General features: G+C 60.8%; 24 protein-coding genes. 9 read left to right on the top strand and 15 right to left on the bottom strand.

Translation table 11 applies throughout. The features are described 5' to 3' along the window. Window positions 1–597: 597 nt before the first annotated feature. Window positions 598–1,155 (bottom strand): lactoylglutathione lyase, encoded by a 558-nt coding sequence (gloA, locus tag EZI54_RS17995; protein WP_131483272.1) that lies wholly within the window; start codon window positions 1,153–1,155, stop codon window positions 598–600. A 248-nt stretch (window positions 1,156–1,403) separates the two neighbouring features. Between gloA and EZI54_RS17990 the strand changes: the two genes are divergently transcribed. Next, window positions 1,404–3,203 (top strand): monovalent cation:proton antiporter-2 (CPA2) family protein, encoded by a 1,800-nt coding sequence (locus EZI54_RS17990; RefSeq protein ID WP_131483271.1) that lies wholly within the window; start codon window positions 1,404–1,406, stop codon window positions 3,201–3,203. A 293-nt stretch (window positions 3,204–3,496) separates the two neighbouring features. Here EZI54_RS17990 and EZI54_RS17985 read toward each other — a convergent pair whose 3' ends face one another. Continuing rightward, on the bottom strand, window positions 3,497–4,633 hold the full coding sequence (locus tag EZI54_RS17985; RefSeq protein ID WP_131483270.1) for an alkane 1-monooxygenase: 1,137 nt from the start codon (window positions 4,631–4,633) through the stop codon (window positions 3,497–3,499). Window positions 4,634–4,931: 298 nt separating this feature from the next. Here EZI54_RS17985 and EZI54_RS17980 point away from each other — a divergent pair, with 298 nt between their 5' ends. Further along, complete coding sequence (locus EZI54_RS17980; RefSeq protein WP_131483269.1) at window positions 4,932–5,609, top strand: GntR family transcriptional regulator; 678 nt, start codon at window positions 4,932–4,934, stop codon at window positions 5,607–5,609. A gap of 29 nt (window positions 5,610–5,638) precedes the next feature. Here EZI54_RS17980 and EZI54_RS17975 read toward each other — a convergent pair whose 3' ends face one another. Next, window positions 5,639–6,085 (bottom strand): DUF4864 domain-containing protein, encoded by a 447-nt coding sequence (locus tag EZI54_RS17975; RefSeq protein WP_242674515.1) that lies wholly within the window; start codon window positions 6,083–6,085, stop codon window positions 5,639–5,641. A gap of 190 nt (window positions 6,086–6,275) precedes the next feature. Here EZI54_RS17975 and EZI54_RS17970 point away from each other — a divergent pair, with 190 nt between their 5' ends. Continuing rightward, window positions 6,276–7,064: a substrate-binding periplasmic protein gene (locus EZI54_RS17970; protein ID WP_131483268.1), complete on the top strand. Its 789-nt coding sequence runs from the start codon at window positions 6,276–6,278 to the stop codon at window positions 7,062–7,064. Window positions 7,065–7,265: 201 nt separating this feature from the next. Continuing rightward, window positions 7,266–8,261 (top strand): DUF6160 family protein, encoded by a 996-nt coding sequence (locus EZI54_RS17965; protein WP_131483267.1) that lies wholly within the window; start codon window positions 7,266–7,268, stop codon window positions 8,259–8,261. A 146-nt stretch (window positions 8,262–8,407) separates the two neighbouring features. On the opposite strand, the gene EZI54_RS17960 is transcribed toward EZI54_RS17965, so the two are convergent. From EZI54_RS17960 to EZI54_RS17950, 3 genes are all read right to left on the bottom strand, one after another. Continuing rightward, window positions 8,408–10,153, bottom strand: a complete 1,746-nt coding sequence (locus EZI54_RS17960) for an alpha-amylase family glycosyl hydrolase (RefSeq protein ID WP_131483266.1) — start codon at window positions 10,151–10,153, stop codon at window positions 8,408–8,410. Window positions 10,154–10,180: 27 nt separating this feature from the next. After that, window positions 10,181–11,425 carry a glycosyltransferase family protein gene (locus EZI54_RS17955; protein WP_131483265.1) on the bottom strand — a complete coding sequence of 415 codons (1,245 nt, stop codon included), beginning with the start codon at window positions 11,423–11,425 and terminating at the stop codon, window positions 10,181–10,183. A gap of 83 nt (window positions 11,426–11,508) precedes the next feature. Continuing rightward, a complete protein-coding gene (locus EZI54_RS17950) occupies window positions 11,509–12,333 on the bottom strand; it encodes an HAD-IIB family hydrolase (protein WP_131483264.1) in 825 nt (274 codons plus the stop codon). 316 nt (window positions 12,334–12,649) lie between these two features. On the opposite strand from EZI54_RS17950, the gene EZI54_RS17945 reads away from it, so the two are divergent. From EZI54_RS17945 to EZI54_RS25360, 3 genes are read left to right on the top strand one after another with little or no spacing between them, the layout of a single operon-like run. Then, the gene (locus tag EZI54_RS17945) at window positions 12,650–13,741 is read left to right on the top strand and encodes a lysylphosphatidylglycerol synthase transmembrane domain-containing protein (RefSeq protein WP_131483263.1); all 1,092 of its coding nucleotides are present in this window, start codon (window positions 12,650–12,652) and stop codon (window positions 13,739–13,741) included. After that, window positions 13,728–15,953 carry a glycosyltransferase gene (locus tag EZI54_RS17940; protein WP_131483262.1) on the top strand — a complete coding sequence of 742 codons (2,226 nt, stop codon included), beginning with the start codon at window positions 13,728–13,730 and terminating at the stop codon, window positions 15,951–15,953. The genes EZI54_RS17945 and EZI54_RS17940 overlap by 14 nt, the downstream gene beginning before the upstream one ends. 8 nt (window positions 15,954–15,961) lie before the next feature. Continuing rightward, window positions 15,962–16,069 carry a hypothetical protein gene (locus EZI54_RS25360; protein WP_131483261.1) on the top strand — a complete coding sequence of 36 codons (108 nt, stop codon included), beginning with the start codon at window positions 15,962–15,964 and terminating at the stop codon, window positions 16,067–16,069. 7 nt (window positions 16,070–16,076) lie between these two features. Here the strand turns inward: EZI54_RS25360 and EZI54_RS17930 are convergent, their stop codons facing one another. The 6 genes from EZI54_RS17930 to EZI54_RS17905 all read right to left on the bottom strand — a co-directional run bounded on the left by EZI54_RS17930 (window position 16,077) and on the right by EZI54_RS17905 (window position 21,083). Next, a complete protein-coding gene (locus EZI54_RS17930; protein ID WP_131483260.1) occupies window positions 16,077–16,835 on the bottom strand; it encodes a DUF481 domain-containing protein in 759 nt (252 codons plus the stop codon). A gap of 116 nt (window positions 16,836–16,951) precedes the next feature. Next, entirely contained in the window at window positions 16,952–17,950 is a 999-nt protein-coding gene (trhO, locus tag EZI54_RS17925) for an oxygen-dependent tRNA uridine(34) hydroxylase TrhO (RefSeq protein WP_131483259.1), read from the bottom strand. Between the two features lie 133 nt (window positions 17,951–18,083). After that, the gene (locus tag EZI54_RS17920) at window positions 18,084–18,635 is read right to left on the bottom strand and encodes a porin family protein (RefSeq protein WP_131483258.1); all 552 of its coding nucleotides are present in this window, start codon (window positions 18,633–18,635) and stop codon (window positions 18,084–18,086) included. 193 nt (window positions 18,636–18,828) lie between these two features. Beyond that, window positions 18,829–19,560 (bottom strand): DsbA family protein, encoded by a 732-nt coding sequence (locus tag EZI54_RS17915; protein WP_131483257.1) that lies wholly within the window; start codon window positions 19,558–19,560, stop codon window positions 18,829–18,831. A gap of 217 nt (window positions 19,561–19,777) precedes the next feature. Then, window positions 19,778–20,116: a chaperone modulator CbpM gene (locus tag EZI54_RS17910; protein WP_423227009.1), complete on the bottom strand. Its 339-nt coding sequence runs from the start codon at window positions 20,114–20,116 to the stop codon at window positions 19,778–19,780. 10 nt (window positions 20,117–20,126) lie between these two features. Then, a complete protein-coding gene (locus EZI54_RS17905; RefSeq protein WP_131483255.1) occupies window positions 20,127–21,083 on the bottom strand; it encodes a DnaJ C-terminal domain-containing protein in 957 nt (318 codons plus the stop codon). Between the two features lie 284 nt (window positions 21,084–21,367). Between EZI54_RS17905 and EZI54_RS17900 the strand changes: the two genes are divergently transcribed. After that, the gene (locus EZI54_RS17900) at window positions 21,368–22,075 is read left to right on the top strand and encodes a MerR family transcriptional regulator (protein WP_131483254.1); all 708 of its coding nucleotides are present in this window, start codon (window positions 21,368–21,370) and stop codon (window positions 22,073–22,075) included. Next, entirely contained in the window at window positions 22,072–22,479 is a 408-nt protein-coding gene (locus EZI54_RS17895; protein WP_131483253.1) for a PIN-like domain-containing protein, read from the top strand. Before EZI54_RS17900 ends, EZI54_RS17895 begins: the two co-directional genes overlap by 4 nt. Before the next feature lie 70 nt (window positions 22,480–22,549). Here EZI54_RS17895 and fba read toward each other — a convergent pair whose 3' ends face one another. Genes fba through gap form a run of 3 tightly spaced genes read right to left on the bottom strand, consistent with a single transcriptional unit; the run spans window position 22,550 to window position 25,896 of the window. Next, window positions 22,550–23,614 carry a class II fructose-bisphosphate aldolase gene (fba, locus tag EZI54_RS17890; protein ID WP_131483252.1) on the bottom strand — a complete coding sequence of 355 codons (1,065 nt, stop codon included), beginning with the start codon at window positions 23,612–23,614 and terminating at the stop codon, window positions 22,550–22,552. A 33-nt stretch (window positions 23,615–23,647) separates the two neighbouring features. Beyond that, a complete protein-coding gene (locus EZI54_RS17885) occupies window positions 23,648–24,814 on the bottom strand; it encodes a phosphoglycerate kinase (RefSeq protein ID WP_131483251.1) in 1,167 nt (388 codons plus the stop codon). A gap of 53 nt (window positions 24,815–24,867) precedes the next feature. After that, on the bottom strand, window positions 24,868–25,896 hold the full coding sequence (gene gap / locus EZI54_RS17880) for a type I glyceraldehyde-3-phosphate dehydrogenase (protein WP_131483250.1): 1,029 nt from the start codon (window positions 25,894–25,896) through the stop codon (window positions 24,868–24,870). Window positions 25,897–25,996 lie beyond the last annotated feature (100 nt).

The following is a 25,996-nucleotide window of genomic DNA, read 5'->3' as shown; positions in this document are numbered from 1 at the left end:
TCGGCGCCTCAGAAGCTGAAGCGTCTGCTACATGGCTCGGGGAGAGTCCAGCCTCAATCCGTTCCATCGGCTAAGAACCCTCTCGGTTGCGGCACCCTAATGTAGCCGACGCTTTAGCTTCGGTGCAGGCCCGCGGCCTGCCGGGTTCAACCCAGGGCACCTTCGGCGCCTCAGAAGCTGAAGCGTCTGCTACATGGCTCGGGGAGAGTCCAGCCTCAATCCGTTCCATCGGCTAAGAACCCTCTCGGTTGCGGCCCCCTAATGTATCCGACGCTTTAGCTTCGGTGCAGGCCCGCGGCCTGTCGGGTTCAACCCAGGGCCCCTGTCGGCGCCTCAGAAGCTGAAGCGTCTGCTACATGGCTCGGGGAGAGTCCAGCCTCAATCCGTTCCATCGGCTAAGAACCCTCTCGGTTGCGGCACCCTAATGTAGCCGACGCTTTAGCTTCGGTGCAGGCCCGCGGCCTGCCGGGTTCAATCCGGGGCACCTTCGGCGCCTCAGAAGCTGAAGCGTCTGCTACGTGCTCGGGGGAATCACCTCCCCTTCAGTCACCCACAAAAAAGGCCGGGACGTGCCCGGCCTTTATCGTGATTCGGGCCTTAGCCCTCTTCTGCTTCCTTACGCTGACGCTCCATCATGTTCGGCTGGAGGATCTCGATCCAGTAACCGTCCGGATCGCGGATGAAGGCCAGGCCTTTCATCCTGCCGTCGTCCGGGCGTTTCTGGAACGCTACGCCCAGCGACTCGAAGCGTTCGGCGGCCTGGTAGACATCCGGCACGGCGATGCCGATGTGGCCGAAGCCCTGGGGCTCGTCGTTACCGTTGTGATATTCGAAATCTTCCCTGTCTTCGGTGCCCCAGTTGTGGGTCAGCTCAAGCATCGCTTCGCGACCGAAGATGTAGGTGGTCCGGTGACCGTCACCAGGCGGCACCGTGGTGGCCTGCCGGTCATCCAGGTAGCCCAGGAAATAGAGGGAGAACTGCATTTCGGGGAAATCGAGCTTGCGGATCAAGCGCATGCCCAGTACGCGCGTGTAGAAATCCAGACTGCGCTCCGGGTCCTTGATGCGCATCATCGTCTGGTTGAAAACATACCCGTCGGTCGCCGGATCGATTTCGGTTGAAAGACCGGGGGCTTCCTCAAAATGGGGGGACATGTCATAGCTCCTGTAGTGACGCATGAGAACGACCTCGCTCCCATAGCAAGACATCGTTATACGCTCAGAGGATTAAAATTGGACGACGCCATTCCGGGCGTCTTGCGTGCGCGTTGTATTCCGGGGCGCCCCGATACACATCAGGGCGGTTTACCACTACATTAACCATGGGGCGCGTGGGCTAAACTTTCAAGCCATCGCCCGATATCACGACCCGCCATTCCAGTTCGCCGGCAGTAAGGATACGCATGAACCCTCTTGGCCAACTTGTTGTTCTGTTCCTGGTGGCGGTGATCGCCGTTCCCCTGTTCAAACGCGCCGGGCTGGGTGCCTTGCTGGGCTACATTGCCGCCGGCGTGCTGATCGGCCCCCATGGCCTCGGGGTGGTAGGCGATGTGGATAACATGCTGCACATCTCCGAATTCGGGGTGGTGCTGCTGATGTTCGTGATCGGGCTGGAGCTGCAGTTCTCACGGCTGAGGGCCCTGCGCAAACCCATCTTCGGCCTGGGCACGCTGCAGGTGGTCAGCGGCATCATCGGCATCGGCGGGCTGATCATGCTGGCCGGCTACCCGCTCTCCCTGGCCGTCGTCCTCGGCTGCGGCCTGGCGCTGTCCTCCACGGCGTTCGTCCTGCAGTTGCTGGCCGAGAAGAAGGAATTGGCGACCGGCCACGGCCGCCTGTCCTTCACGATCCTGCTGTTCCAGGATATGGCCGCCGTGCCGATGCTGGCGTTCATTCCGTTTCTTGCGTCAGGCGGCGCGGATGAAGCTGCCAGTTGGCAGGAGATCGCGTTCGGTGTCGGCCGCGTGGCCCTGATCTTCGGTGCCATTGTCATTGCCGGCCGCTATCTGCTGCGCCATGCCCTGCGCTTTATCCACGCCACCCGGGTGCGGGAAATCTCCATCGCCGCCGCCCTGCTGTTGGTGACCGGCACGGCGTTCCTGATGGAGTCGGTGGGCCTGTCCATGGCGCTGGGTGCCTTCGTGGCCGGCGTGCTCCTGGCGGACTCCGAGTTCCGCCACCAGCTGGAAGCGGACATCGAGCCGTTCAAGGGCCTGCTGCTGGGGCTGTTCTTTATATCAGTGGGGATGACGCTGAACCTGGGCGCGGTGCTGGCCGAACCGCTCAGGCTGATTGCCGGGGCCGTGCTGCTGATGCTGGTCAAGGCGATACTGGTGGCGGCCATCGGCCGCTGGGGCGGCAAGCTCAACGGCATCAGCGCCGTGCGCCTGGGCCTGCTGCTGAGTCAGGGCGGTGAATTCGGCTTCGTGATTTTCTCGCTGGCGACCCAGTTGCAGTTGATCGACCGCCAACTGCACGAACAGCTGATCGCCGTGGTGACCATTTCCATGGTGCTGACGCCACTGGTACTGTTCGTGTTCGAGTCGCTGGTCAAGCGCTTCGCCAGTGACGCCCGACCGCCGTTCGATACGATTGACGATGGCAAGACCGGTGCGGTGATCGCCGGTTTCGGTCGCTTTGGCCAGATCAGCGGTCGCCTGCTCCGTTCATTGAAGATTCCCTTTACCGCCCTGGACATCAACCCGGATCAGGTGGATGTGGTGCGGCGCTTCGGCAACAAGGTCCATTACGGTGACGCGTCCCAACTGGACGTCCTGCGCGCGGCGCGTGTGGGCGAGGCCAGCGTGTTTATTCTGGCGATTGATGACATCGACGCCTCGCTGCGCGCCGTGCGTCTGGTGCGCCAGTATTTTCCGGATGTCCGCATCCTAGCCCGGGCCCGCAACCGCCGCCACGCCCACCTGCTGATGGATGCCGGGGTGCGCTGGCTGGTGCGGGAGACCTACCACTCGGCGCTGCTGATGGCGGAGGAGATGCTGGTCAGCCTGGGCCGTGATCGCGACGAAGCCCAGGAGTTCGTCCGCCTGTTCCGCGACACCGACGAGCGCAATCTGGTCCGCCAACACGAGAAAGGTCTGCATCACGATGCGGCCAAGATCCTGCAGTCGTCCCGGGATGCGGCCGAGGAATTGCAGCGGCTGTTTGAGGAGGATCAGGACGATGACGAGCAAAAGAATGGTTGAACGATTGCACCCAGGCTTGAATTAAAAGGCGACGCCGGGGTTTTCCGGATAAAAGTCGGGCGCCTCCGGCGCCTCAGAAGCTAAAGCATCTGCTACATGCCCGGGGCGACCGATGAGCTGGATGCGATCCTGCACCGTCGGTGTTCATTCACCCAAGCCCCTTTGAGGCAGTCAGCCCATGTAGCCGACGCTTCAGCTTCGGAGCTGCCCTCGGGCGGCCATCTTTTTGACCCATCCCGGAAATGAAAAAGGGCCCTGTCGGGCCCTTCAGAGACATGGTATCGGTCCGTGGCTCAAGCCAACTGATGCTCTTCCCCTTCGTAATACGCCTCCACCCGCGGGTTCATGATCCGCATCCACAGCGGCGGGAACAGCGCCAGCACCACCATGGCCGCATAGCCCGCCGGCAGCTGCGGCGCGACCTCGTGATGGCGCAGCACCTGGTAGCGGCGCTTGGCGTAGGCGTGATGGTCGCTGTGGCGTTGCAGGTGGAACAGGAACACGTTGGTCAGGAAGTAGTTGGAATTCCAGCTGTGGGCCGGTGTGGTGCGCTCGTAGCGGCCGTTCTCCAGCTTGCGGCGGTGCAGGCCGTAGTGTTCCAGGTAATTCACGATTTCCAACAGGGTGAAGGCGATAAAGCTCTGCTCGATAAAGAAGGCCGCGCCCAGCCAGCCGAACGCCACCGTGAAACCCACCAGCGTCAGCAGCGTGATGCCGTACCACCAGATCAGTTCATTGCGCCAGCTGAAGGCAGAATGGCCCTTGCGCTCAAGACGCTTCGCCTCAAGCCGCCAGGCATTCATGAAGTTACGGCCGTAGGCCTGTGGCAGGAAACTGTAGAGGGACTGGTTGTAGCGCGAGGATGAGGCATCCTCGGGCGTGGACACGTGAACATGATGGCCGCGGACATGCTCCACCTTGAAGCCGGCGTAGCTCACCAGTGACAACAGCAGGCCGCCGGCCCAGGTCTCCAGGCGCCCGTCCTTGTGGATCAGCTCATGGGCCACGTTGATTCCCAGGCCGCCGACGATACCGATCGATACCGTCCAGCCCACCATACCCACCGGCGAGAGTGCGCCGCTGACCAGCACGCCTATCCCCCAGACCAGGATGGCGGCAAAGGCCACGACCCAGCCGAGCGTCAGGAAACGGTAGAACACTTCGTGATTCATGTGGGGAACATCGGCCTGCTCATCGGGGTTCAGCGCGTCCTGCCCCAGCATGAAGTCGAGCAAGGGGATGATGCCAAAGACGACCACCGGCACGCCCCAGGCAAACAGGTTGATCCAGCCGGTGGCCTCGCCTGCACTCAGCAGGAGAAAAGGTAGCGCCAGGGGCAGCAACGCAATCACGAAGCTGTATTTCTTCAGGCGCAGCAACAGCCGGCGACGGGTGGGTGACTGTTCCAGGGTGGCTTGTTGTGTACTCACGTCTGTACCTCGCTTGTCGGGCCCGCTCCCTCGTGAGCCGTGCCCTTTCCGTGTGGTGACGGGTTGTTGTTGATGTTCCGGGCGGTCCGCCGTGGCGTTTTCGCTTCAACGGCTTACCAACCTTAATTGCTATATTGTCCGACAATATGGCAGCAGTCAAACAATGAGTGTGAAATTTAATCAAGCAAACGCATCCTGACCTCCAAGGCCTGCCTTTTGGCCCCACTGCACGGTAGGATGATGTCGTCCACCCCAACCACCGGGATTTATCCCACTCTTGCAAAGCGACGAACCGTCTATGGAATTCCGGGCTCCCAATACGCTCGCCGAACAGATCGCGAACTACCTGGCCGAACGTCTGATGACGGGCGACATCCAGCCGGGCGAACGCATCCAGGAAGCCACCATCGCCAGTGACCTGGCCGTCAGCCGGGCGTCGGTCAAGGAAGCGCTGTATACCCTGGAACGCTGGCATCTGGTGGACATCACGCCGCGAAAGGGCGCGTCAGCGACGGTACTGGACGCCAGCCACGCCGCCGAACTCTATGACGTGTATATGCATTTGCTGATCATGCTGGCCCGGCGGCTCTGCGAACGCTGGGAAGAACGGGATCGGGAGGGTCTGCTGGCGGCCATCAAACAGGCCACCACCCGGCTCTACGCCAAGCCGCCTAATATCCTGGCGGTGGTGCAGGCAAGTTTCGACGTGATGGATGCCTGTTGCGAGGTGGTGCGTAATCCGTACCTGACCGAGGCACTGACCAATTTCAAGCCGGCGGTCAGCCGCACCTACTATTTCTGCGCCGATCGCTACCGGCAGGATCTGGACCGGACAGCGGCCTTCTTTGCCCGGCTGACCCAGGCGGTGCTGGCGCGGGACGCGGGCGCCGCAGAGGAGCAGATCGTCCAGTTTGCCGAGCACCAGAAAACGCTCATTCACCAGGCGCTGACGCAGGACATACCGGCGACAAGCTAGAGCCCGCCAGGAACGCCGCTGAACAATGCTTAGATGCCGCCGGCCACCCGCTCAAGCACCACGCCCCCGATACACCACCCGCCATCCCGGCGTTCCATCCGGTAATAGGCGTCCCAGTACAAGCCGTTGGGGTCCCGCAACTGGACCCGCTGGACGACAAAGCCCGGGTGCGGCACCTGCTCACGGAATCTCACGGTGGTGGCGTTGTACACCTCCGGATAGCGCTCACGCACCATATCGCCGAAGGCCCGGGGGCTGGAGAACCCCCGCTGGATGGCTGGCGAGGCAAAGCTGAAGGCTTCTTCGTCGTCATCCCGGGAGAAGGCCTGCAACTGGGCCCGGATGACCCGTTCGAGGCTATCCTGTTCCGGGGCGCCGTCTGCCCGGACCGCCACCGGGCCGGATGCAAGCACCATCAGCACGACCAGCCACACGTAAACGGTCAAACGATGGCCGACACTCACGTTCAGGTTCATGGCGATTCCTCCCGTGGGATATCTTCGCGCCGCGACTTCGACCGGATGCGCCCGGGCCAGGGCGCAGATTTTGCAAACTTTGTCGTTCTGGGCCTTTGTCGCTTCCCCTGTCAGCTATATTAGACTCGTGGCCTCATCGGCACTATGCCAAGCGCCATGCTTCAGCTAACCGTCACCATGTGGTTATTCAATGCAAGCCAGTCACGACGGATTTCCGGCCCGGGTCTTCATGTTTTTAATCAGCCTGCTGATGCTGAATGCCTCCGCCGCAGTTCATCCTGCCGAATCGGACGACCGGCTTTCGGTGATCCACTTCAACATCGCACCGGGCGGTTACCCCCCTTACACCATCATCCATGATGGTGGCCAGGTTTCTGGCATCATGTGGGATGTCATGGAGGTCCTGGCCAGGCGTCAGAACCTGACACTGGAAGCCCGGCAGATTCCGACAAAACGGGTCAACGGCTTCCTCCTGTCCGGCCATCTGGACGCCACCATGCGAGCCATCGAGTGGACGTCGAAGCCCGAACGTTTCGTGTTCACCGACAGCGTCGTGCAAGCGCACGACGTTATCTTCAGCACCACTCAAAATCCCCTCAACGCACAGACGATTGACGACCTGAAAGGCCACACCCTGCTGGCTAACCTGGGTTATCACCATCCGGTGCTGAAGCCCCTTTTCGATAACGGCGCGATTCATCGGGTCGATGTGCACAACACGCTGGAGATACTGAAGCGGCTCAGCGCCGGGGACCGTTTCGACGGCGGCATTGCCAACGCCAGGGCCGGCCTGTGGCTCATCCGCCAACATGGATGGGAAGGGGCGTTCCAGATAGAGCCCGTGAAGCTGGACGAGACCAAGTACCGCCTGATGTTCGCTCCAAGGTGGGCTCCGATGATAGCCGCCTTCAACCAGACGCTGGCCGACCTGAGGCAATCCGGCGAACTGGACGCCATCATCAACCGCTATGTTCCCTGAACCGGCCGCTCCAGACCCGGGACGTGAATCCGTTCACAGACCCGACACACCCCGCCCATTAGTGTAACGATATGTCATTCGCCCCGAGCCGCCAGTCCGGTGCAATTGCACACAACAACACGGAACCGGTGCGTCGCTGGCCTGAACGGCGCCCAAAAAAGATAAAAACGTGGTCCCTGAAGCCACGACAAGGAATGCACCATGACCGGACTGCAGCGTACAGCCCTGTGCTTGCCCCTGCTCGTCATCCCGCCCTGCACGCTGGCTGACATCGAAGCGCTCGACGATAAAAGCCTGAGCCAGGTGACCGGCCAGTCGGGGGTCACCATCGAACTGGCCACCCGTATCGACCTGGATCGATTCTCCTACATCGACGAAGGCTCGCTGAGCATCTATGACCTGTCCCTGTCCGACCCGGACGGCTCCGCCATGGATAACATGGAACTGACCGTGGATGTGGCGGGCGACGGCGAAGTGCTGGAGCACGGTTTCTCGGAAATGGCCCGTCGCGCCAATGCCGGCCAGTTGGACACCGGTAACCCGGATGTGGCCGACGCCCTGGCCAGGTACGCGGTCGGCGGCAGCTTCGGCAAGCAGTTCAACGCCGGCGACGCCGTGATCCACCTGGGCCCGATAGACAGCGGCGACCCGACGTCTCTCGACGATTACCTGCATTCCGTGGATTTCGCCCTGGACATCGGTGCGGTGAAGGCCGAGGGCCCTGTGGACAGCACCACGATGTTCTCCAACATCCACCTGGAAGGCTACCTGGGCCCCACCGATATCGTGATCCGCAACGCCGGCGACAGCACGCGCACGCTGGCCAATGGCGACACGGTGTCCGACTCGGAGCTGCAGCTGGACACGCATTTCGAGATCACCGACGGCTCGCTGGACTGGGATGTGGCTGACGTCATCCTGCTGTTCAATTTTGCCGCTGTCGGCATCGAGGGCCTGCAGGTCCACAACCGCTGGGGCGAGGACACCGCCGGCCACTTCGGTATGGCCAGTGCCACCGCCAGGCTGTCCCAGGGCACCAGCGGGCGCAGCGGTCACGAGGGCCTGTCGATCCACAACGTGGAATTCCGCGCCGACATCGACATGCCGGTGTTCAAGGTGGGCGGCACCAGTATTGGTACCATACAGTTCGAGGACTTTGTGATCAGTAACACGAATATGATGGTTTATGGGCACTAGGAACGGCCCTCGAATCGTCCCCATGTAGCAGACGCTTCAGCTTCTGAGGCGCCGAAGGTGCCCCGGGTTGATCCCGGCAGGCCGCGGGCCTGCTCCGAAGCTGAAGCGTCGGCTACATTTTTCAGGGACCTCTTGAAAACCCCGCCTCAATCCCGATTACTCAGCCAGATAAACTCATACGGCTTTAACGTCACCGGCTTCATCCGGTCCTCGAAGGACGCCCCACTCACCAGATCCTTCCACTGGTCCGTCACGATGAGGTTCAGTTCCGACAGGTTGAACACCTGTTCCTGCCCACTGATGTTATGGATGGCGAAGATACTCTGCCGGCGATCGATGCTTTGCCGCCAGAAGGCGAACAGGCCGTCACCCAGGTGCAGGGTGTACTGGGTGGCGTTGGGGTGGAAGGCGCCCTGGCGGGTGCGGATGGCCAACAGGCGGCGCAGGGCCTCGAACACCTCCCGGTGGTGGGTATCGCTCTCCAGCAGGTTATCCAGCTCATCCGCGTCCCATACGTGGCGGTTGATGGATCGGTTCTGGCTGGTGTGCTCTACCCGGGCCTCGTCGTTTTCGGTGGCCAGCAGGCTGTGGATGTAGAACGCCGGCACCCCCTCCAGCGCCATCATGATGGCGTGGGCACAGATAAACCGGGCGAACTGGAGGCCATCGTTCTCGCCGGACGTTTCGGTCCGGGCCATGGCGTTCCACAGGCTGATGTTGATCTCGTAAGGCCGCAGCTCTCCGGAGGCGCCGGTGCGCGCGGTGATGCGGGCACCGGAGTGGACCAGGGTCTCGATCATCCGGTCCCGCTCCTCGTCGGTCAGCAGCCCTTCCACCGGTCGCAGGCCGATCCCGTCGTGGGACGCAATGAAGTTGAGGTAGGCGGTGCCCTGCTGCGCCGGCGGCATGGTCATCAGCCAGTGCTTGAGGTGCTGGGCGTTGCCGCTGAGCATGGCGTGCAGCAGCAGCGGCGGCAGCGAGAAGTTGTAGATCATGTGGGCTTCGTTGGCGTTGCCGAAGTAGGTCAGGTTCTCCTGGTTGGGGATGTTGGTCTCGGTGATGATCACCGCGTCCGGATCGCGATGCTCGACCAGCAAACGGATCAGGCGGATGACCTCGTGGGTCTGCGGCAGGTTGATGCACGGCGTGCCGATGGTTTTCCACAGGAAGGCCACCGCATCCAGCCGGAACCAGCGCATGCCCCGATCCATATAGAGCTTGATGATGCCCAGGAATTCCAACAGCACGTCCGGATTGGAAAAATCCAGGTCCACTTGGTCGTGGCTGAAGGTGCACCAGACGTAACGCTCACCGGCGACGGTTTCCACCGCCCGCAGCAGCGGCGAGGTGCGCGGCCGGACCACATCGGACACATCCTCGTCCGGCGACGCCTCGATGAAGTAACGCCGTCCGGGATCGCGCCCGGCCTTGTAGTTCTCGAACCAGAGGCTGCGGCTGGAGCAGTGGTTGATCACCAGGTCGGTCATCACCTGGAAGCTGCGGGACAACTCGGTCAGGTCCTCCCACTGTCCCAACGACGGGTTCACCGTGGTGTAGTCCATCACCGCAAAGCCGTCGTCCGAACTGTAGGGAAAGAACGGCAGCACGTGGACCGTGGAGATCATGCCGCCGAAATGGGCCCGGCAGAACTGCGTCAGGGTCTGCAACGGCGCCTCGTCTTCCCGCCTCACCGAATCACCATAGGTAATCAGCATGGCCGTTCCCGGGCCCCAGTTGTTGCGGTGGGGGCCGGGCGTCGGCGCATCCGGCGCGACCCCGAACACCGCCAGGCACCGGGTCGCCAGCGCACTGATGTCCTCGGCGGGATACAGGCACCGCAGGTGGGCCTGAACACGCTGTTCCAGCGACGGTAGGACCTCTGGCTCGTTCATCGATGCTTCCTTCTGCTCATGGAATCCTCAGGACCGCCGGGCGTTGCTCTTGGGAACATGTTCCTCCAGATCCTGCTCGACAGCGTCATGCAACTGGGTCATCACGCCCGGGAAGGCGCTGGCCACCCGGTTCCAGCATGAGATAAACGGTGCCTCCATTGGGTTTTCCAGGAAGTAGACGCCGGCTTTCATGATGTTGCGGGCAAACAGCTCCACCGCCTGCTCCTCCTGGTGCACGTCGAACCGGAGGCCGTTGATCTCGGCGTCGTTGCGGTAGGTCTCGACGAAATCCAGCGCGATGCGGAAATAGGTGGCCTTGATCGTCCGGAACGACTCCTGGTTGAACACGATGCCGTTGGTGGCCAGCTTGCGGAAGATCGCCTTGGAGATGTCGATGGACATCTTCGACAGCCCGCCGGTGTCGTCCTCCGGTGACAGGTTCTGGTGCTTGTGGTCGTAGCAGTCGGCGATATCCACCTGGCACAGGCGATTGGTGCTGTAGTTGCGTTTCATCTCGCTGAGCACGCCGATCTCCAGGCCCCAGTCGCTGGGAATGCGGATGTCGGTCATCACATCCTTGCGGAAGGAGAACTCGCCGGACAGCGGATAGCGGTAGCTGTCCAGGTAATCCAGGTAGTCCAGGTTGCCGAGGACTTTCTTGAGGGCCCGCAGCAGGGGCGTCACCAGCAGCCGGCTGACCCGGCCATTGAGCTTGCCCTCGGCCACCCGGGCGTAGAAGCCCTTGCAGAATTCGTAGTTGAAGTTGGGATTGGCCACCGGGTAGATCAGGCGCGCCAGCAGCTCCCGGTCGTAGGTGACGATATCGCAATCGTGCAGGGCGATGGATTCGGCACGACCGGAGGCCAGCACATAGCCCATACAGAACCAGACGTTACGCCCCTTGCCCGGCTCGTTAGGTGCCAGTTCCTCGCCCTTGAGCTCCCTGTCGATCCGGCGCAGCCGCGGTCCGTCATTCCACAGGACCCTGTGACGTTGTGGCAGGGCCGAGAAGAATTCCAGCGCGTGGTGGTACTGCGCCTCATTGGCCCGGTCGAGGCCGATGACGATTTCGCTCAGGTAGGGGACCTGCTTGAGGTGTTCGAGGATCCGGGGCATGGCCTCGGTCTCCAGTTCCGAGTAGAGACAGGGAAGGATCAGCGCCATCGGCCGAACCTTCGAGAACCTGACCAGTTCCGCTTCCAGATCCTCCAACGGGCGGCGTGACAGGTTGTGCAGCGTGGTCACAATGCCATTCTGGTAGAAATCACCCATAGCGTGTTCCTCTCTGTAGAGCGCCGTCGCTTGATGGTTTGCTACCACGGCGCTGTTTGGAGCCCCTGCCTATCCGTGGGGAATCAGGGGTGCCGTATGCCCGCCTGCTCCAGTACGGAAGTCACCGCTTCCGCCCAGCCTTCGGGGCCACAGTGAGAGGTAATGCACACATCGGGCCGATCCGGGATCGTTGGTGGTGCATGCACCGGCGATCGCACCAGAAACGGGACGTCGGCGGCGGCCAGCATGTTCAGGTCGTTCTCGCTATCCCCCAGCGCCACGGAGGTTATGGCGCCACCGAAGGCCTTCTGATAGACCGCCAGCAACCAACTCATGGCCTGCCCCTTGTCGCCGGCGCCGATGACATGATGAAAACGCCCCCCGCGCACCAGGCGCAGATTGAGCGCGCCCAGGGCTTCAATGCACTCTTTTAGTGCATCCTCCGAGTCCATCCACACCAGCGGCTCGCTGAATTCACGCTGCAAGGCGAGGATCGCCTGCTGGCGCTCCAGCCCAGTGCGCTCCATCAGCTCATTCACCGCCATGTCGGACAGGCTGCGGAAGCGGAAACGGCCACGCAGTGGGTTCAGGGCCTCGAGGATTTCGGTACGGGGGATCGACAGCAACTTGCAGTAGAGGTCGTCGGTGGGCCGGGCATCCGGCGGCAGTGGCAGGTCCGTGTCGCCCGGAAACCAGACGGCGGCGCCGTTCTCGACGATAAAGGGCTCGTGCAGGCCCAGTTTCTCCTGCAGTTGTTCGACTTCCACCCGGGTCTTGCTGGTGTTGAAGATACACGGCACCCCGGCCGCTTGCGCCGCTTCCCAGGCCGGACGGGCCGGCTCGGCCGAGTATGTGTGGTGATCCAGCAGGGTGCCGTCGAGGTCGGTAAAGATAACCAGTCGTGACATGGCCTTTCTCCTCATGACCGTCCCATGCCGTCGCGCCGGGACGTGATCTCATCCTTGGATGATCGGTGTTTCCCACGGTGGTTCCCCACCGCCCCGCAGCAACCTATGCAAGGGAAACGCCAGAAGACCGCAGCGTGGATCTGACGGTTTTGTAACCTGCCCGCCGACCCACCCGGGAGAGTCCCACCGGCAATCGCTCGCGGGCCGGCCAGCGGCCGAATTCCGTCGATTCACCACATTCCGAGACCGTTCAGAGACTTGCCAGCGCCCCCTGCAATCGAAGTACACTTCCGCTGCACACACACAGAGAGCCCCCATGGCCGAACCCCGACAACAGCCCGAAGGTTCCGGATGGCGTCTGGCCGGCTTCACGCTGCTGTTCCTGCTTTTCAGCATAGCCGGAACCTGGACCATCTATTCCCAGTTCGCCGAGCGCAGCTTCCGGTTCGACGACCGGTTGCTCAATCCGCTCTTCCTGGTTGCTGTGGTGCTGTTGCTGGGCGTCTACTGGCTATCCGACGGCCTGCGGCTGTATTACACCCTGCGGGCACTGGGGCACTCGGTTCCGTTCCGGCATATGGTGCGGCTGGTCTTCATCAATATCTTTTTCTCCAACGTGACGCCCATGGCCACCGGCGGTGGCGTGGCCCAAATCTGGTATCTGCGGCGGCATGGCGTCCGCCTGGGGACGGCCACCGCCGCGACCACCATCCGTACCGTGCTGGCCATCGCCTTCATCTTTACCGTGACGCCTGCCTGCCTGCTCTGGCTGGACGCACTGCAGGGGCGCCCCATCATCGGCCGGGTGTCGGAATTGCTGGCGGTGTTTATCGTCCTTTACCTGGGCTTCTTCGCGGTGGTGCTGTGGCGCACCCGCTGGTTGATCCTGCTGCTGACCAGGCTCCTGCGGGGCCTGCGACGGGCGCACCTGATCGGCCCGCACCGGCACAAGCGCTGGCAATTCCACATGAAGCGGGAGATGACCCGCTTTTCCCGCGCCTTCAAGGTTTACCTGCGCGGCCCGCGCCGTTACGTGGCCCTGTCGGTGCTGTTTACCCTGACCTTCCTGATCAGCCTGTTCTCCTTTCCCGCCCTGCTGATGCTGACGCTGGGCTATGATGTGGATTATCTGACGGTATTGGGGTTGTTGTTCGTGACCACTTTCGTCATGTATTTCGCGCCCACCCCTGGTGCCTCTGGCATTTCCGAGGGGGTTTTCGGTATCTTTTTCAGATCGCTGCTCAGTCCGGGGCACCTTGTCCTGATCACCTTGGCCTGGCGCTTCCTGACCATCTACCTGGGCATGATCATCGGATTGATCCTGATGCAGATGGATCTTGCGGCAGGACGCCGGCAGCGCCGGGCCGCCGACGCAGCGCCGACAAGGACCGGGGATGATCCAACGTAAACCGCTCAAGGCGCTGTTCTATCTCTGCCTGCTCACCGTCATCCTGGTGATCGGCTACAAGATCTACCTGGACTTTTTCGAGCCCAACTACGAGGCGGTCCACACCCGGCAGATCGACCGGCTGCACCAGATCCTCGATGGCAGGGAGACGTACAGCTTTGCCGTGGTGGGCAATATCAACAACTCGGTGGGGGTGTTCGAGCGCAAGATCATCCCGATGCTGAACGACGCCAACGTGGACTTCGTCGTCTCCGCGGGCAACGCCGTCAGTAGCGGTGGCGAGGACAAGTACCGGGCCCTGTTCCGCACCCTCAGCGGACTCAATGTGCCCTACCTGCTCACCTTCGGCGACAACGAGTTCAGCAACTTCGGCAGCTTCCGTTTCTACGAGCACTTCGGGCCCTATTTCTATTCGGTGCATACCGGCGACAGCCTGTTCGTGTTCCTTGATGCCACCGGCAAGACGTCCTGGCGCTGGCAACTGCGCTGGCTGGACGACCTGTTCCGCCAGGACAAGAGCCAGCACCGCTTCGTGTTCATCGGCGAGCCCCTGCAGAAGACGAACCAGAACACGCTGTTCAACGATGAGGACGAGTACCTGCAGAACAAGGCGTTCCGCGACGGGCTGGTACAGCGGTTCCGCCAGTACAAGGTGGATGCCGTGTTCTCCGCCAACCTGCCGCTCTATTCCGAGCAGCGCCATGGCCCGACCCGTTACATCATTACCGGTGGCGCCGGTGGATTGGTGCTCAACAACGACACCAGCTTTTACCACTTCGTCCGGGTGGACGTGTCGCCGGACGGCATCAACACCACCCTGGAACGGCTGAACATCGGCCAGCACCCGATCTTCAAGCAACTGGAGAGCCTGTGGTTCTTCATCCACTCGCTATTCTATGTCGGCTACGTCAATTTCATCCTGATCCTGTGCATCCTGGGGCTGATCACCATCAAGCTCTATTCGCTGATCTTCGTGGACCGGGACTATTACCCGGATTTCGACCTGGACCCGTCGCCCTGGCGTGCAAAGCGACTGCGGATCGTAATGTTCACCAACAACTACCTGCCGTTTATCGGCGGGGTGCCCCTGTCGATCGAACGCCTGCGCCGGGGACTGGAAACCCTGAAGCACGAGGTACGCATCGTGGCCCCCAGCTACCGCGACCAGAAACCCGACGAGGAAAACGTGCTGCGGGTGCCCTCGCTGGTCAGTGTGGGCGCCCAGAGCGAGTTCCGGCTGGCCAACATCTTCCTGGGCCGGATCCGCCGCGAGGTGCGCGCCTTCAGGCCCGACCTGATCCACCTGCATCATCCGTTCTGGCTGGGATCGCTGGGCCTGTGGATGGCCCGGAGACTGAAAGTCCCGGCGATCTATACCTATCACACCCGCCTGGAGCACTATGCCCACTTCGTACCGCTGCCCGGCCGGATCTTCCGGAACCTGATCTCCCATGCGCTGATCAAACGCTTCGCCAACAAGTGCGACGGGGTGATCGTGCCGACCTACTCGGCGGAGGAATACCTGCGCATGATCGGGGTAAAGTCCCTGGCCTTCGTGCAGCCCACCGGCATCGAGTTCGAACGCTTCCAGCATGTGGCGGACGAGGACGTCGCCAAGCTGCGTCGCAAGCTCGGCATCCAGGAGGACGAGCACGTTTTCATCAGTGTCTCGCGCCTGTCCACGGAAAAGAACATCGACTTCATGATCGAGGCCATCGCCAGCCTGAAAGCCAACAGCGATCATCCGTTCCGCTTCCTGATGATCGGCGACGGTCACGAGCGCCAGCGACTGCAACAGAAAATCGACGAACTGGAGCTGTCCGACACCTTTATCCTCGTGGGTGCGGTGCCCCCGGAAGACATGCCCACCTACTACCAACTGGGTGACACCTTCCTGTTTGCCTCGGTCTCGGAGACCCAGGGCATGGTCATCCTGGAGGCCATGGCAGCAGCCATGCCGGTGATCGCCGTGCGCTCCAGCGGCATCGACGACGTGGTCCGGGACGATTACAACGGCTTCAAGACGCCGCGCAATCGCGAGAAATGGCGCCGCGCGGTACAACATCTGATGGACGATCCGGAGCTACACCGGCGCCTGTCCGAGAATGCCCTGGCGTTTGCCCGCGACTACTCCATCGACAACTTTGCCCACGACGTGGAAGGCATCTACGCAACGGTTCTGGCGGACTACCATAAGCGCAAAGGCCGCTGATCGTGCCCATGTCGTTGCTGCGGATGGCCCATCGCCGCCAGCCCGGGGAATACCTGGACCGGCAGGAATACATGACGCCCTACCCGGAAGAGCTCGGGCTGCGCAACACCATCTGACGGCGGGTCAGAAGCCGTACAGCAGGGCCAGGGAGATTTCGGTGTCGACCTTTTCCGTGTCCGGCGGCACCTGGCTCTGGTGCTGGACGCGGTAGGACAGTTTCATGGAGAGGTTGCCGACCACATCCGCCTGTAGCGATGTGAGCGACTCGGAGATCACGTTGTCGTCTTCAAGGCCCACTTCCGAGCTGAGCTCCTGGACGAACAGCGCGGTCGGCGACAGTTCGTAATTGAAGGCACCGGCAAAGCGCAGGATGGCACCTTTCTCGGCATCCTCGCCGTCGTCATTCAGCTCGTCCAGCTTGTTGTAGCGATAACCGGCACCGGCCTTGAGCTCCAGGAAAGAGCGTTCACCCTGCTCCCAGACACGATTACCGTAACCGGTACTGGTCGAGGACTGGAAGTCGTACCCGGAAAAGCGATCGTCGGTGTAGGCCCCCCTCAGGAACCAGAACTGACGCTCGTCGAACTTGTAGTTCGTCTCAGCCTGGGCCGCGTACTTTTCGGCGGTGGTCTCCTCTTCGCCGGTCTCGTCGTCCCTGGATTGTGAATAGACCGAACGCAATTCCATGTTGTTGCGCCATTTGGCAATTTCCTGCTTAAGTGCCAGACGGGCGTTGATATTGGTCGACTCGCTGTTACCCCTCGTGATCAGCAGCCCAACTTCACCTTCGCCCTTCCAGGGCTCGTCGGCGTCCTGGGCGAAGGCGGTCGGGGAACTGGCGGCCAGTATGGCCAGGCCGATCAGGGATTGTTTCACTCGCATGCCCACTCCTTAGTCGTTTTTCCCGAATAATGCTGTGCACCAACCGTGCCTATGAAACACGATGGGTGACAGCCCGGAAAAGTCGATAGTCGAGACAGGCAACCGATGAAGGCAGATCAGCCCTGTTCGCCGAGAAGGCTCCGCTTGGCCTGAAGGGCCCGTTCAGCACGCTTGGCGGCCTTGCGTTCGGCAATCACTGCAGCGGCCTCCCCACCCACGTGGGATTCACCGCGCTCGCGGGCCAGACGGATCTGCTTCTCGCGCTCGGCAAAGCGGGCACGCTGCTCCGGCGTCAGGTCGCCGATGCACTGGTGGCAGCTGACGCCCTGCTCATACTCGGGGCGTTCCTTATCCGCATCGGTAATGGGACGGCGGCAGGCGTGGCACTGGTCGTAACCGCCCCGCTCGAGTTTATGGTTGACGGTCACCCGGTCGTCGAACACAAAACACTCGCCTTCCCAGAGGCTGTCCTCTTCAGGTACGTCCTCCAGGTACTTGAGGATCCCTCCCTTGAGGTGATAAACCTCATCGAAGCCCTGTTCTTTCAGGAAAGCGGTGGATTTCTCACAACGGATACCGCCGGTACAGAACATCGCCACCTTGCGGTGCTTCTGCGGATCCAGGTTACGGGCGACATACTCCGGGAACTCCCGGAAGGTGTCGGTGGCGGGATTGACGGCGTTGCGGAAGGTGCCCACCTCCACCTCGTACTGATTGCGGGTATCGATCAGCACCACATCGGGGGCGGAGATCAGCGCGTTCCATTCCTTCGGGTCGACGTAGGTGCCCACGGTACGACGGGGGTCGATATCTTCCACCCCCATGGTGACGATCTCCTTCTTGAGCTTCACCTTGGTGCGTTTGAAGGGCTGGATGTCGACAAGGGATTCCTTGAAGTCGACGCCATCAAAGCGGCTGTCTTCCGCCAGCCAGGTCTTGACCGCATCGATACCGGCGCGGGAACCGGCAATGGTACCGTTGATTCCCTCGTGGGCGAGCAGCAGGGTGCCGCGAACTTCATTCCGGGTCATCAGCGTCAGCAGCGGATCGCGCAGACGCTCGAAATCTTCCAGCGCGGTGAATTTATACAACGCGCAGACAACAACATCGTTCATTTTTTTCTCCTGCGGGCCGGACCGTAAATCCGGAGCATGATTCAATGGAGGTCGGATTCTAACCAATGCATACAGGAGAATGAAGAGCCTTGCGGAAGACACCGATGTGTGAACGGTGTCTTCGCGTCAGCGATCAGAACTTGAACTGACCACCAAAGGAGATGCCTGAAATATCGATGCCATCCTTATCGTAGTACTGCATGTACTCAACATTGGCCGCAAAGTTGTCGGCTATGTCCAGATTGACACCTGCACCGTATGAGATATCGGATCCGGAATCGGAATTTGAGACCTGGTAATAGCCGCTGGATGCTGTCACTTCCACTTCCGCACGTGAAACACCCGCAACCACATAGGGGTAGACCAGGGTTCCGGTGGGAATGCCCGCTTTCAGATAACCACCGAACAGGTTCTTGATCTCGAGACTCGCATCCACCCCGTAAATGGTGGTCGAGTCATCGGTAATACCGGAGCCAACGCGGAGTTCACCGGCCAGGTATGGATTAATCTGCGCGCCCAGTTGAACAAAGATGGCGCCCACGTCCAGCGTGTCATCCACGCCGTCTTCTTCATATTGAGCCGCCAGATAGTTCAGGCCCAGATAGGCCTTGGGTTGGGCGTCATCAGCCAGCACGTGTCCAGAGATGAGAACGCCTGCCAGCACAGCGATAGCGCTTTTTTTCATGATTCATCCTTATCGTTGAATACCGTTTTTATCGTTTTATGTCCCACTCTTCGCGGTACGGAACACGAAAACGCGGATATGGTATTCAAGGCGACAGGAACCCGCCAGCCTACAGGCGTCATAGAACGTAAAAGCAGTCTGCTCAAATCGCCAGGCTACGGGCAATAAAGGCTCCGTTTGCCATCAAAGGCAATCACCGCTGCCCGGATAACTCCCGCTCGATCACCGCTTGCATCTGAGCCCAGCCCGGACGGGTCAGACGGATGTTGTTGACATAGACCGTCGGCGTGCTGGCCACTTTGATCTTTTGCGAAACGCCCACGCTCTGGTTGATCACATCCCGGTGCAGGTCGGTTTCAATGCAGCGGGACAGGCGCCGGCTGTCGAGGCCCAGCTCGTCGGCATAGCGGGCGAAGGCGGGTACGGGATCAGACAGTCCCTCCCAGTCGGACTGACTCTCATACAGCTTGTCCTGCATGGGCCAGAACGCTTTCTGGTCCGCCGCACAACGGGCCGCCAGCGCGGCGGGCATGGCGTTCCTGTGCTGGCGCAGGGGCAGGTCGAAGAAAACCAGGCGCACCTTGCCTTCCTTCACGTAGGTCGCGCGGAGCTTTTCCGATGCCGGCGCAAATCGGGCGCACGCCGGACACTGGTAGTCGGCGAATTCACGAACGACGATGGGCGCATCGACGGCACCGATGGAGACACCGACGGAATCGTAGCTGGACGGGAAGGGCCGATTGCTGGTGGCCACCGGCAGATCGTCCGACGTAGCCCCCGGTGGCTGCGTCACCCACCAAAGCAGGGCCACCAACACCAGGACACCGACAACGGCCGCGAGCCCGATCAGCAGCGTGCGCCGATGCTTGCGTTCCGAGACCGGACTCCGTTTCCCTGTGGCTTGACGCCGTTTTGCCTCACCCATTCTTCCTGTCTCCCTGTCGGGCTGATATCCCGTAACATCACATGAAATGCAGCTTACACCATCGGCCGATCCCGACAATAGACGGCTGGGCCGGTTGGGGTACCGCCCCTTTCCAACGGGCACAACAAGCATAAAAGCCTGGAAACGGCCGGCTACCCCATGGACAGGCTCAACCAGTCCGGCGCCATTGATTACGGCGACTTTGCTGGCTGAGCGGTCACTCTTCCATAAACTGCCGCAGTTGCTGATTCAACCGGGCCACCTCCCGGCGCAGTTGCTCGACGTCGTCCAGCAGGTCCAGCGACATGGCCAGCCCCGGCAAATTGAGTTTCAGATCCCGCTGCAGGCGCTGGGCCTTGCGCAGGCGCGCCAGGGCCACCGCGTCGAAGGCCCAACTGCTAGCCGGGCCTTCGTCGATCGGCGCAATCACCCCGTAATTCACCAGCTTGACGACGAACTCCGCGTGCACGTCGGTGCGCTCGCACACTTCCCGCAATGTAAACCGGGTGCGCTGGTCGAGTACTTCCACCTGATAGCTTGTTTCCGTCTTCACGATCAATGCTCCGTTACACTTTCAGATGGGCGCGGGGATTGAATCCCTTCTCCGCCTCGGCCAGTTGCCTGTAGAGGGCTTCGCTGTCTTCACTGTGCTTGTGCGGCAGGGCGATCTGCAACACCACGATCTGGTCGCCGGCTTTCCGGCCGGGCAGCCCTTTGCCTTTCAGGCGCAGCTTCTTGCCGCTGGTCGCCCCTTTGGGCACCTTGACCTTCACTTTGCCCGCCAGCGTCGGCACCGTGACGTCCGCCCCCAGCGCGGCTTCCCACGGCGTGACCGGCAGCGTCATCACCAGGTCGCGGCCGTCCACGGTGAAGACCGGGTGCGGCGCCAGTTCCACCTCGATGAACAGGTCGCCGGGTTCGCCCCCGCCAAAGCCCGGCGCACCCTGACCTTTCAGGCGGATGTGCTGGCCCTGGGACATGCCGGCCGGAATCTTCACTTTCAGGGTCTTGTTGCGCCGTACCGGCATGCCCTGCTTGTCCGTGTCGGTCACCTCAAAACTCACCTGTTTCTCGCAACCGTTATAGGCCTCTTCGAGGAACAGGGCCAGCCGGGCATGCACGTCCTCGCCACGCATGCGCATACTCTGGCGGAAACCGCCAAAGCCGCCATGGCGCCCGCCACCGCCAAAGATGGACTCGAAGAAATCACTGAACTGGCCGGCATCGGCTTCGGTGTAGCCACCGCCGCCAAAGCGGGATGAGCTCTGCCAGCCGGGCGGCGGTTCGAAGTGATCGCCGCGGCCGGCGCCGTATTTGCGCAGCTGGTCGTATTCCTCGCGCTTCTCCGGATCCTTCAGAACCTCGTAGGCTTCGCCGACGTCCTTGAACTTGTCCTCGGCCTTGTCCTCCTTGCTGATGTCCGGATGGTATTTGCGCGCCAGTTTGCGATAGGCCTTCTTGATCTCATCGGGCGACGCGTCTTCTTTGACGCCCAGTGTCGCGTAATAGTCCTTGAATTCCATAATGGATTGGCACCCTCCGGATGAGTCTGCGCTTGCATTATGCAAGCGTAGTCGATCTGCATATTGATCAATAATTGTTCCGAATCAGCGAAATACAAGTAGCCGGTGATGAGGACTTGTTCGCATGGGGGCGGGATTGATACGGGTCAATGAATGGGCGAATTAGGTACTCTTTTGTTTGCAATGCTCTTGGTGGCAAGCAAACCTCATCAATAGTGGAGGTTTAACCTCTGTGCTAGACTCGCGCTGTGTTCATGGATGACACAATGCGAGGGAGAGCAAAGATGAACTCTGCACTTAGTTTGGGTGACACGTTGCCAAAGAACATGCTTGGTATTGGCCTTTATACTCTCGGCGAAGCATCGAGATACACCGGTATACCTGCTAGGGACATCAACCGTTGGCTATTTGGGTATAGCGCTGGAAACCGGCACTATGATGGCCTATGGCGCTCTCAACTCGCCGATCTCGAAACCAAAGCACTTGGCTTTCATGATTTGCTCGAAGTCCGATTTGTACATGCTTTCCGCAAACACGGAGTAAGCTTGCAGTCGATACGCCTTGCATCAGAACACGCAAAGGCGTTGTATAAGCATCCCTACCCATTCACGTGCACCCGGTTTCAGACCGATGGCAGAAGCATATTCGCGACGGTATTAAATGAAACCGGCGATGAATCTCTACTGGATTTGGTGAAGAGACAATACGCGTTTAGAGATGTCATCAAGCCCTCCCTTTACTCGGGCATTGAATACTCGGAAAACGGTGATGCCGAAAGATGGTTTCCGCAGAAGCGAAATCGGCGAGTCGTAATGGATCCAAATCGCAATTTCGGCAAACCAGTTCTTTCCGATTATGGTATTGATACCAGCATACTCAAACAGGCATGGGATGCAGAAGGCGAGGATACAAAGTTTGTTGCATCCATGTATCAAGTTCCCATCGAGGCAGTGGAAGCCGCGATTCAATTTGAGCAAAGGGCTTTGGCTTGAAGTATTTGTTGGATAATAACCTACCCGCTCCACTGGCCATAGCGCTCAACGAACTCTCCAGACCAGAAAAACATACAGTCGTTCACCTCACAGAAAAATTTCCCAAGGACGCACGTGATATAGACTGGATTCAGACACTGCACGATGAAGGTGGCTGGGTCATCATCTCTCAAGACAAATTCAACAAAAGCGATCTTGAGAAACAAGCTATTCGTGAGGCTGGACTACTTGTTTTCTGCCTTGCCAAACACTGGAGCGCCGAGAGGTATTGGAATAAAGCCTACAACTTGGTTCGTTGGTGGCCAAAAATCGTCCAGCAATCGGAAATGTTGTCAGGTGGTGGCGCGTTTAAAGTCCCTTGGAAGTACGGACATGCACCTAAATTCGAGCAGATAAAGTTCTAGATAAACATGCCAGCAACCCACGGAATATTGCGGCTTGCTGGCATGTATGCACGTCAACACTAACTTTGGATCAGTTTACCTTCGGATCCAGCTCGCCGCGCTCATAGCGCCCGAACATGTCTTCCAGGTTGATCGGCTTGATCCTGCTGGCGTTGCCGGCGGTGCCGAAGGCTTCGTAGCGGGCCATGCAGATTTCGCTCATGGCCTTCACGGATTCCTTCAGGTATTTGCGCGGGTCGAACTCGGCGGTGTTCTGGGCCAGGAAGCGACGGATCGCGCCGGTGGACGCCAGACGCAGGTCGGTGTCGATGTTGACCTTGCGCACGCCGTGCTTGATACCTTCGACGATTTCCTCAACCGGCACACCATAGGTTTCCGGGATCTCGCCGCCGAACTCGTTGATGATCTGCAGCCAGTCCTGGGGCACGGAGCTGGAGCCGTGCATGACCAGGTGCGTGTCCGGGATGCGGGCGTGGATCTTCTTGATCTGGTCGATGGCCAGGATGTCGCCGGTGGGCGGACGGGTGAACTTGTAGGCGCCGTGGCTGGTGCCGATGGCGATGGCCAGGGCGTCCACGTGGGTCTTCTTGACGAAGTCGGCGGCTTCTTCCGGATCGGTCAGCATCTGGCTGTGATCCAGCGTGCCTTCCGCGCCGATGCCGTCTTCCTCGCCGGCCTGACCGGTTTCCAGGGAGCCCAGGCAACCCAGTTCGCCTTCCACGGATACGCCACAGGCGTGGGCCATTTCCACGGTACGACGGGTCACGTCGACGTTGTACTCGTAGTCGGTCGGGGTCTTGCCGTCTTCACCCAGGGAGCCGTCCATCATCACGGAGCTGAAGCCCAGCTGGATGGAACGCTGGCACACCGACGGGCTGGTGCCGTGATCCTGGTGCATAACCACCGGGATGTGCGGGAACTCTTCCACCGCCGCCAGGATCAGGTGGCGCAGGAACGGTGCGCCGGCGTACTTACGGGCACCGGCGGACGCCTGGACGATCACCGGGGAATCGGTCTTGTCCGCCGCTTCCATGATGGCGCGCATCTGTTCCAGGTTGTTCACGTTGAAAGCCGGCACACCATAGCCATACTCGGCGGCGTGGTCCAGCAGCTGGCGCATTGAAATAAGAGCCATTGGATAGTCTCCTTGGATAATTCAGTTCAGAGTTCAGTCTTTTGCGCCGCGCTCTTCCAACACCGCGACGGCGGGCAGGGTTTTACCTTCCACAAACTCCAGGAAGGCACCACCGCCCGTCGAGATATAAGAGATCCTGTCACTCACGCCATACTTGTCAACGGCCGCCACCGTGTCGCCACCGCCGGCCAGCGAGAAGGCGTCGCTCTGGGCAATGGCGTTGGCCAGGGCCTTGGTGCCTTCGCCAAACTGGTCGAACTCGAACACGCCGACCGGGCCGTTCCAGAGAATCGTGTTGGCGGACTTCAGCAGCTCCGCGAAATGCGCCGCCGTTTTCGGGCCAACGTCCAGGATCATGTCGCCCTCAGCCACCTCGTCGATGGACTTGATGGTGGCCTTCGCATCTTCGGCGAATTCGCCGGCAACGACCACATCTTCCGGCAGCGGGATCTTCACCCGGCTGGCGATGTCTTTCGCTGTGTCGACCAGGTCGTGCTCGCACAGGGATTTGCCCACCGGATGGCCGGCTGCGGCCAGGAAGGTGTTGGCGATGCCACCGCCGACGATGATCTGGTCGCAGATCTTCGACAGGGCATTGAGCACGTCCAGCTTGGTGGAGACCTTGGAGCCGCCGACGATCGCCACCACCGGCGCTTTCGGCGTTTCCAGCGCCTTGGTCAGCGCCTCCAGCTCGGCGGCCAGCAGCGGTCCGGCGCAGGCTTTCGGTGCGAATTTGGCCACGCCGTGGGTGGAGGCCTGGGCGCGGTGAGCCGTGCCGAACGCATCCATCACGTAGACGTCACACAGGGCCGCGTATTGTTTGGCCAGGGCTTCGTCGTCCTTCTTCTCGCCCTTGTTGAAGCGGACGTTCTCAAACAGGACCACTTCGCCGTCAGCCACCTCAACGCCGTCCAGGTAGTCCTTGATCAGGCGTACCGGCTGGCCCAGCAGGCTGCCCAGGTGCTCGGCCACCGGCTTCATGGAGGAGACCTCATCGTAGACGCCCTCTTCCGGGCGGCCCAGATGGGACATCAGCATGACTTTGGCACCGGCTTCCAGCGCCGCCTTGATGGTCGGCAGGGACGCACGGATACGGGCATCGCTGCTCACCTTGCCGTCCTTGACCGGGACATTCAGGTCTTCACGGATCAGGACGCGCTTTCCGGCGAGATCCAGCTCGGTCATTTTCTTGATCGTCATGAAACTTTCCTTTTTTCAAAGCGTTGATAAAGGCGTCAAAACGTTTTTAGTGGTTATCGGGATTCGACGAATCGGGACAGCCAGCTGCGACTGACGTCCAGCATGCGGTTGGCAAACCCCCATTCGTTATCGAACCAGCACAGAACCTTCACCATGCGACCGCCGCTGACCCGGGTCTGGCCGCCGTCGACAATGACGGAGCGCGGGTCATGGTTGAAATCGGCGCTGGCCAGGGGCTCGTCGGTGTAGCCGACAATGCCGTCCAGCGAGCCTTTTGCGGCCTCCCGGATGATCCGGTTCACGGTCGCCACATCGGTGTTTTCGGAGACGTTCACGGTCATGTCGATGGCGGACACGTTCAGGGTCGGCACCCGCATCGCCACCGCACTGAAGCGGTCTTTCATCCTGGGTAGCAAGCGTTCAATGCCGCGCGCCAGACCGGTATCCACCGGCACGATGTTGTGCAGGGCACTGCGGGTGCGCCGCAGGTCGTTGTGGTGGTAGGCGTCGATCACCGGCTGGTCGTTCATGGCCGCGTGGATGGTGGTAATGGCACCCTGCTCCACGCCGAACGCGTCATCCAGCGCCTTGATCACCGGCACCACGCAATTGGTCGTGCAGGAGGCGTTGGACACGATGCGGTCGTCCGAGGTCAGGTCCTGCTCGTTGATGCCATACACCACCGTCCGGTCCACATCGGGTTCCGCCGGCTGGGAAAACAGCAATCGCGGGGCGCCGGCGTCCAGGTGATGCTGGGCCGTCGCGCGATCGCTGAACGCCCCGGTGCATTCCAGCACCAGGTCCACGTCCAATGACGACCAGGGCAACTCCGCCGGTTGGCTGGCCCGCAGGACCTGGATCTCGTCGCCGTTGACCACCAGACCGGTGCCGTTGCTGTTAACGTCCCCGCGGAATCGGCCGTGGGTCGAGTCGTAGCGGGTCAGGTGGGCAATGGTTTCGAGATCGGACAGTTCATTAATGGCGACCACCTGCAGCGCATCGCGATAGCCGTTCTCATAAAGGGCCCGCAGAACACACTGGCCGATGCGGCCGTAGCCATTAATTGCCAGACGATATGCCATGACGTAGTGGCGTCTCCCGGATGAAAAAATACAGTCGAAGGGCAACCCAACGACTGTATTTTACTTGAATCGTAACGATGATTTTTAACTGAATCGTGAC

It is taken from the genome of Marinobacter halodurans (assembly GCF_004327985.1).
Lineage (GTDB): Bacteria > Pseudomonadota > Gammaproteobacteria > Pseudomonadales > Oleiphilaceae > Marinobacter_A > Marinobacter_A halodurans.
Note: the sequence above shows the minus strand (reverse complement) of the source record. Positions and strands in the feature narration are given on the sequence as shown.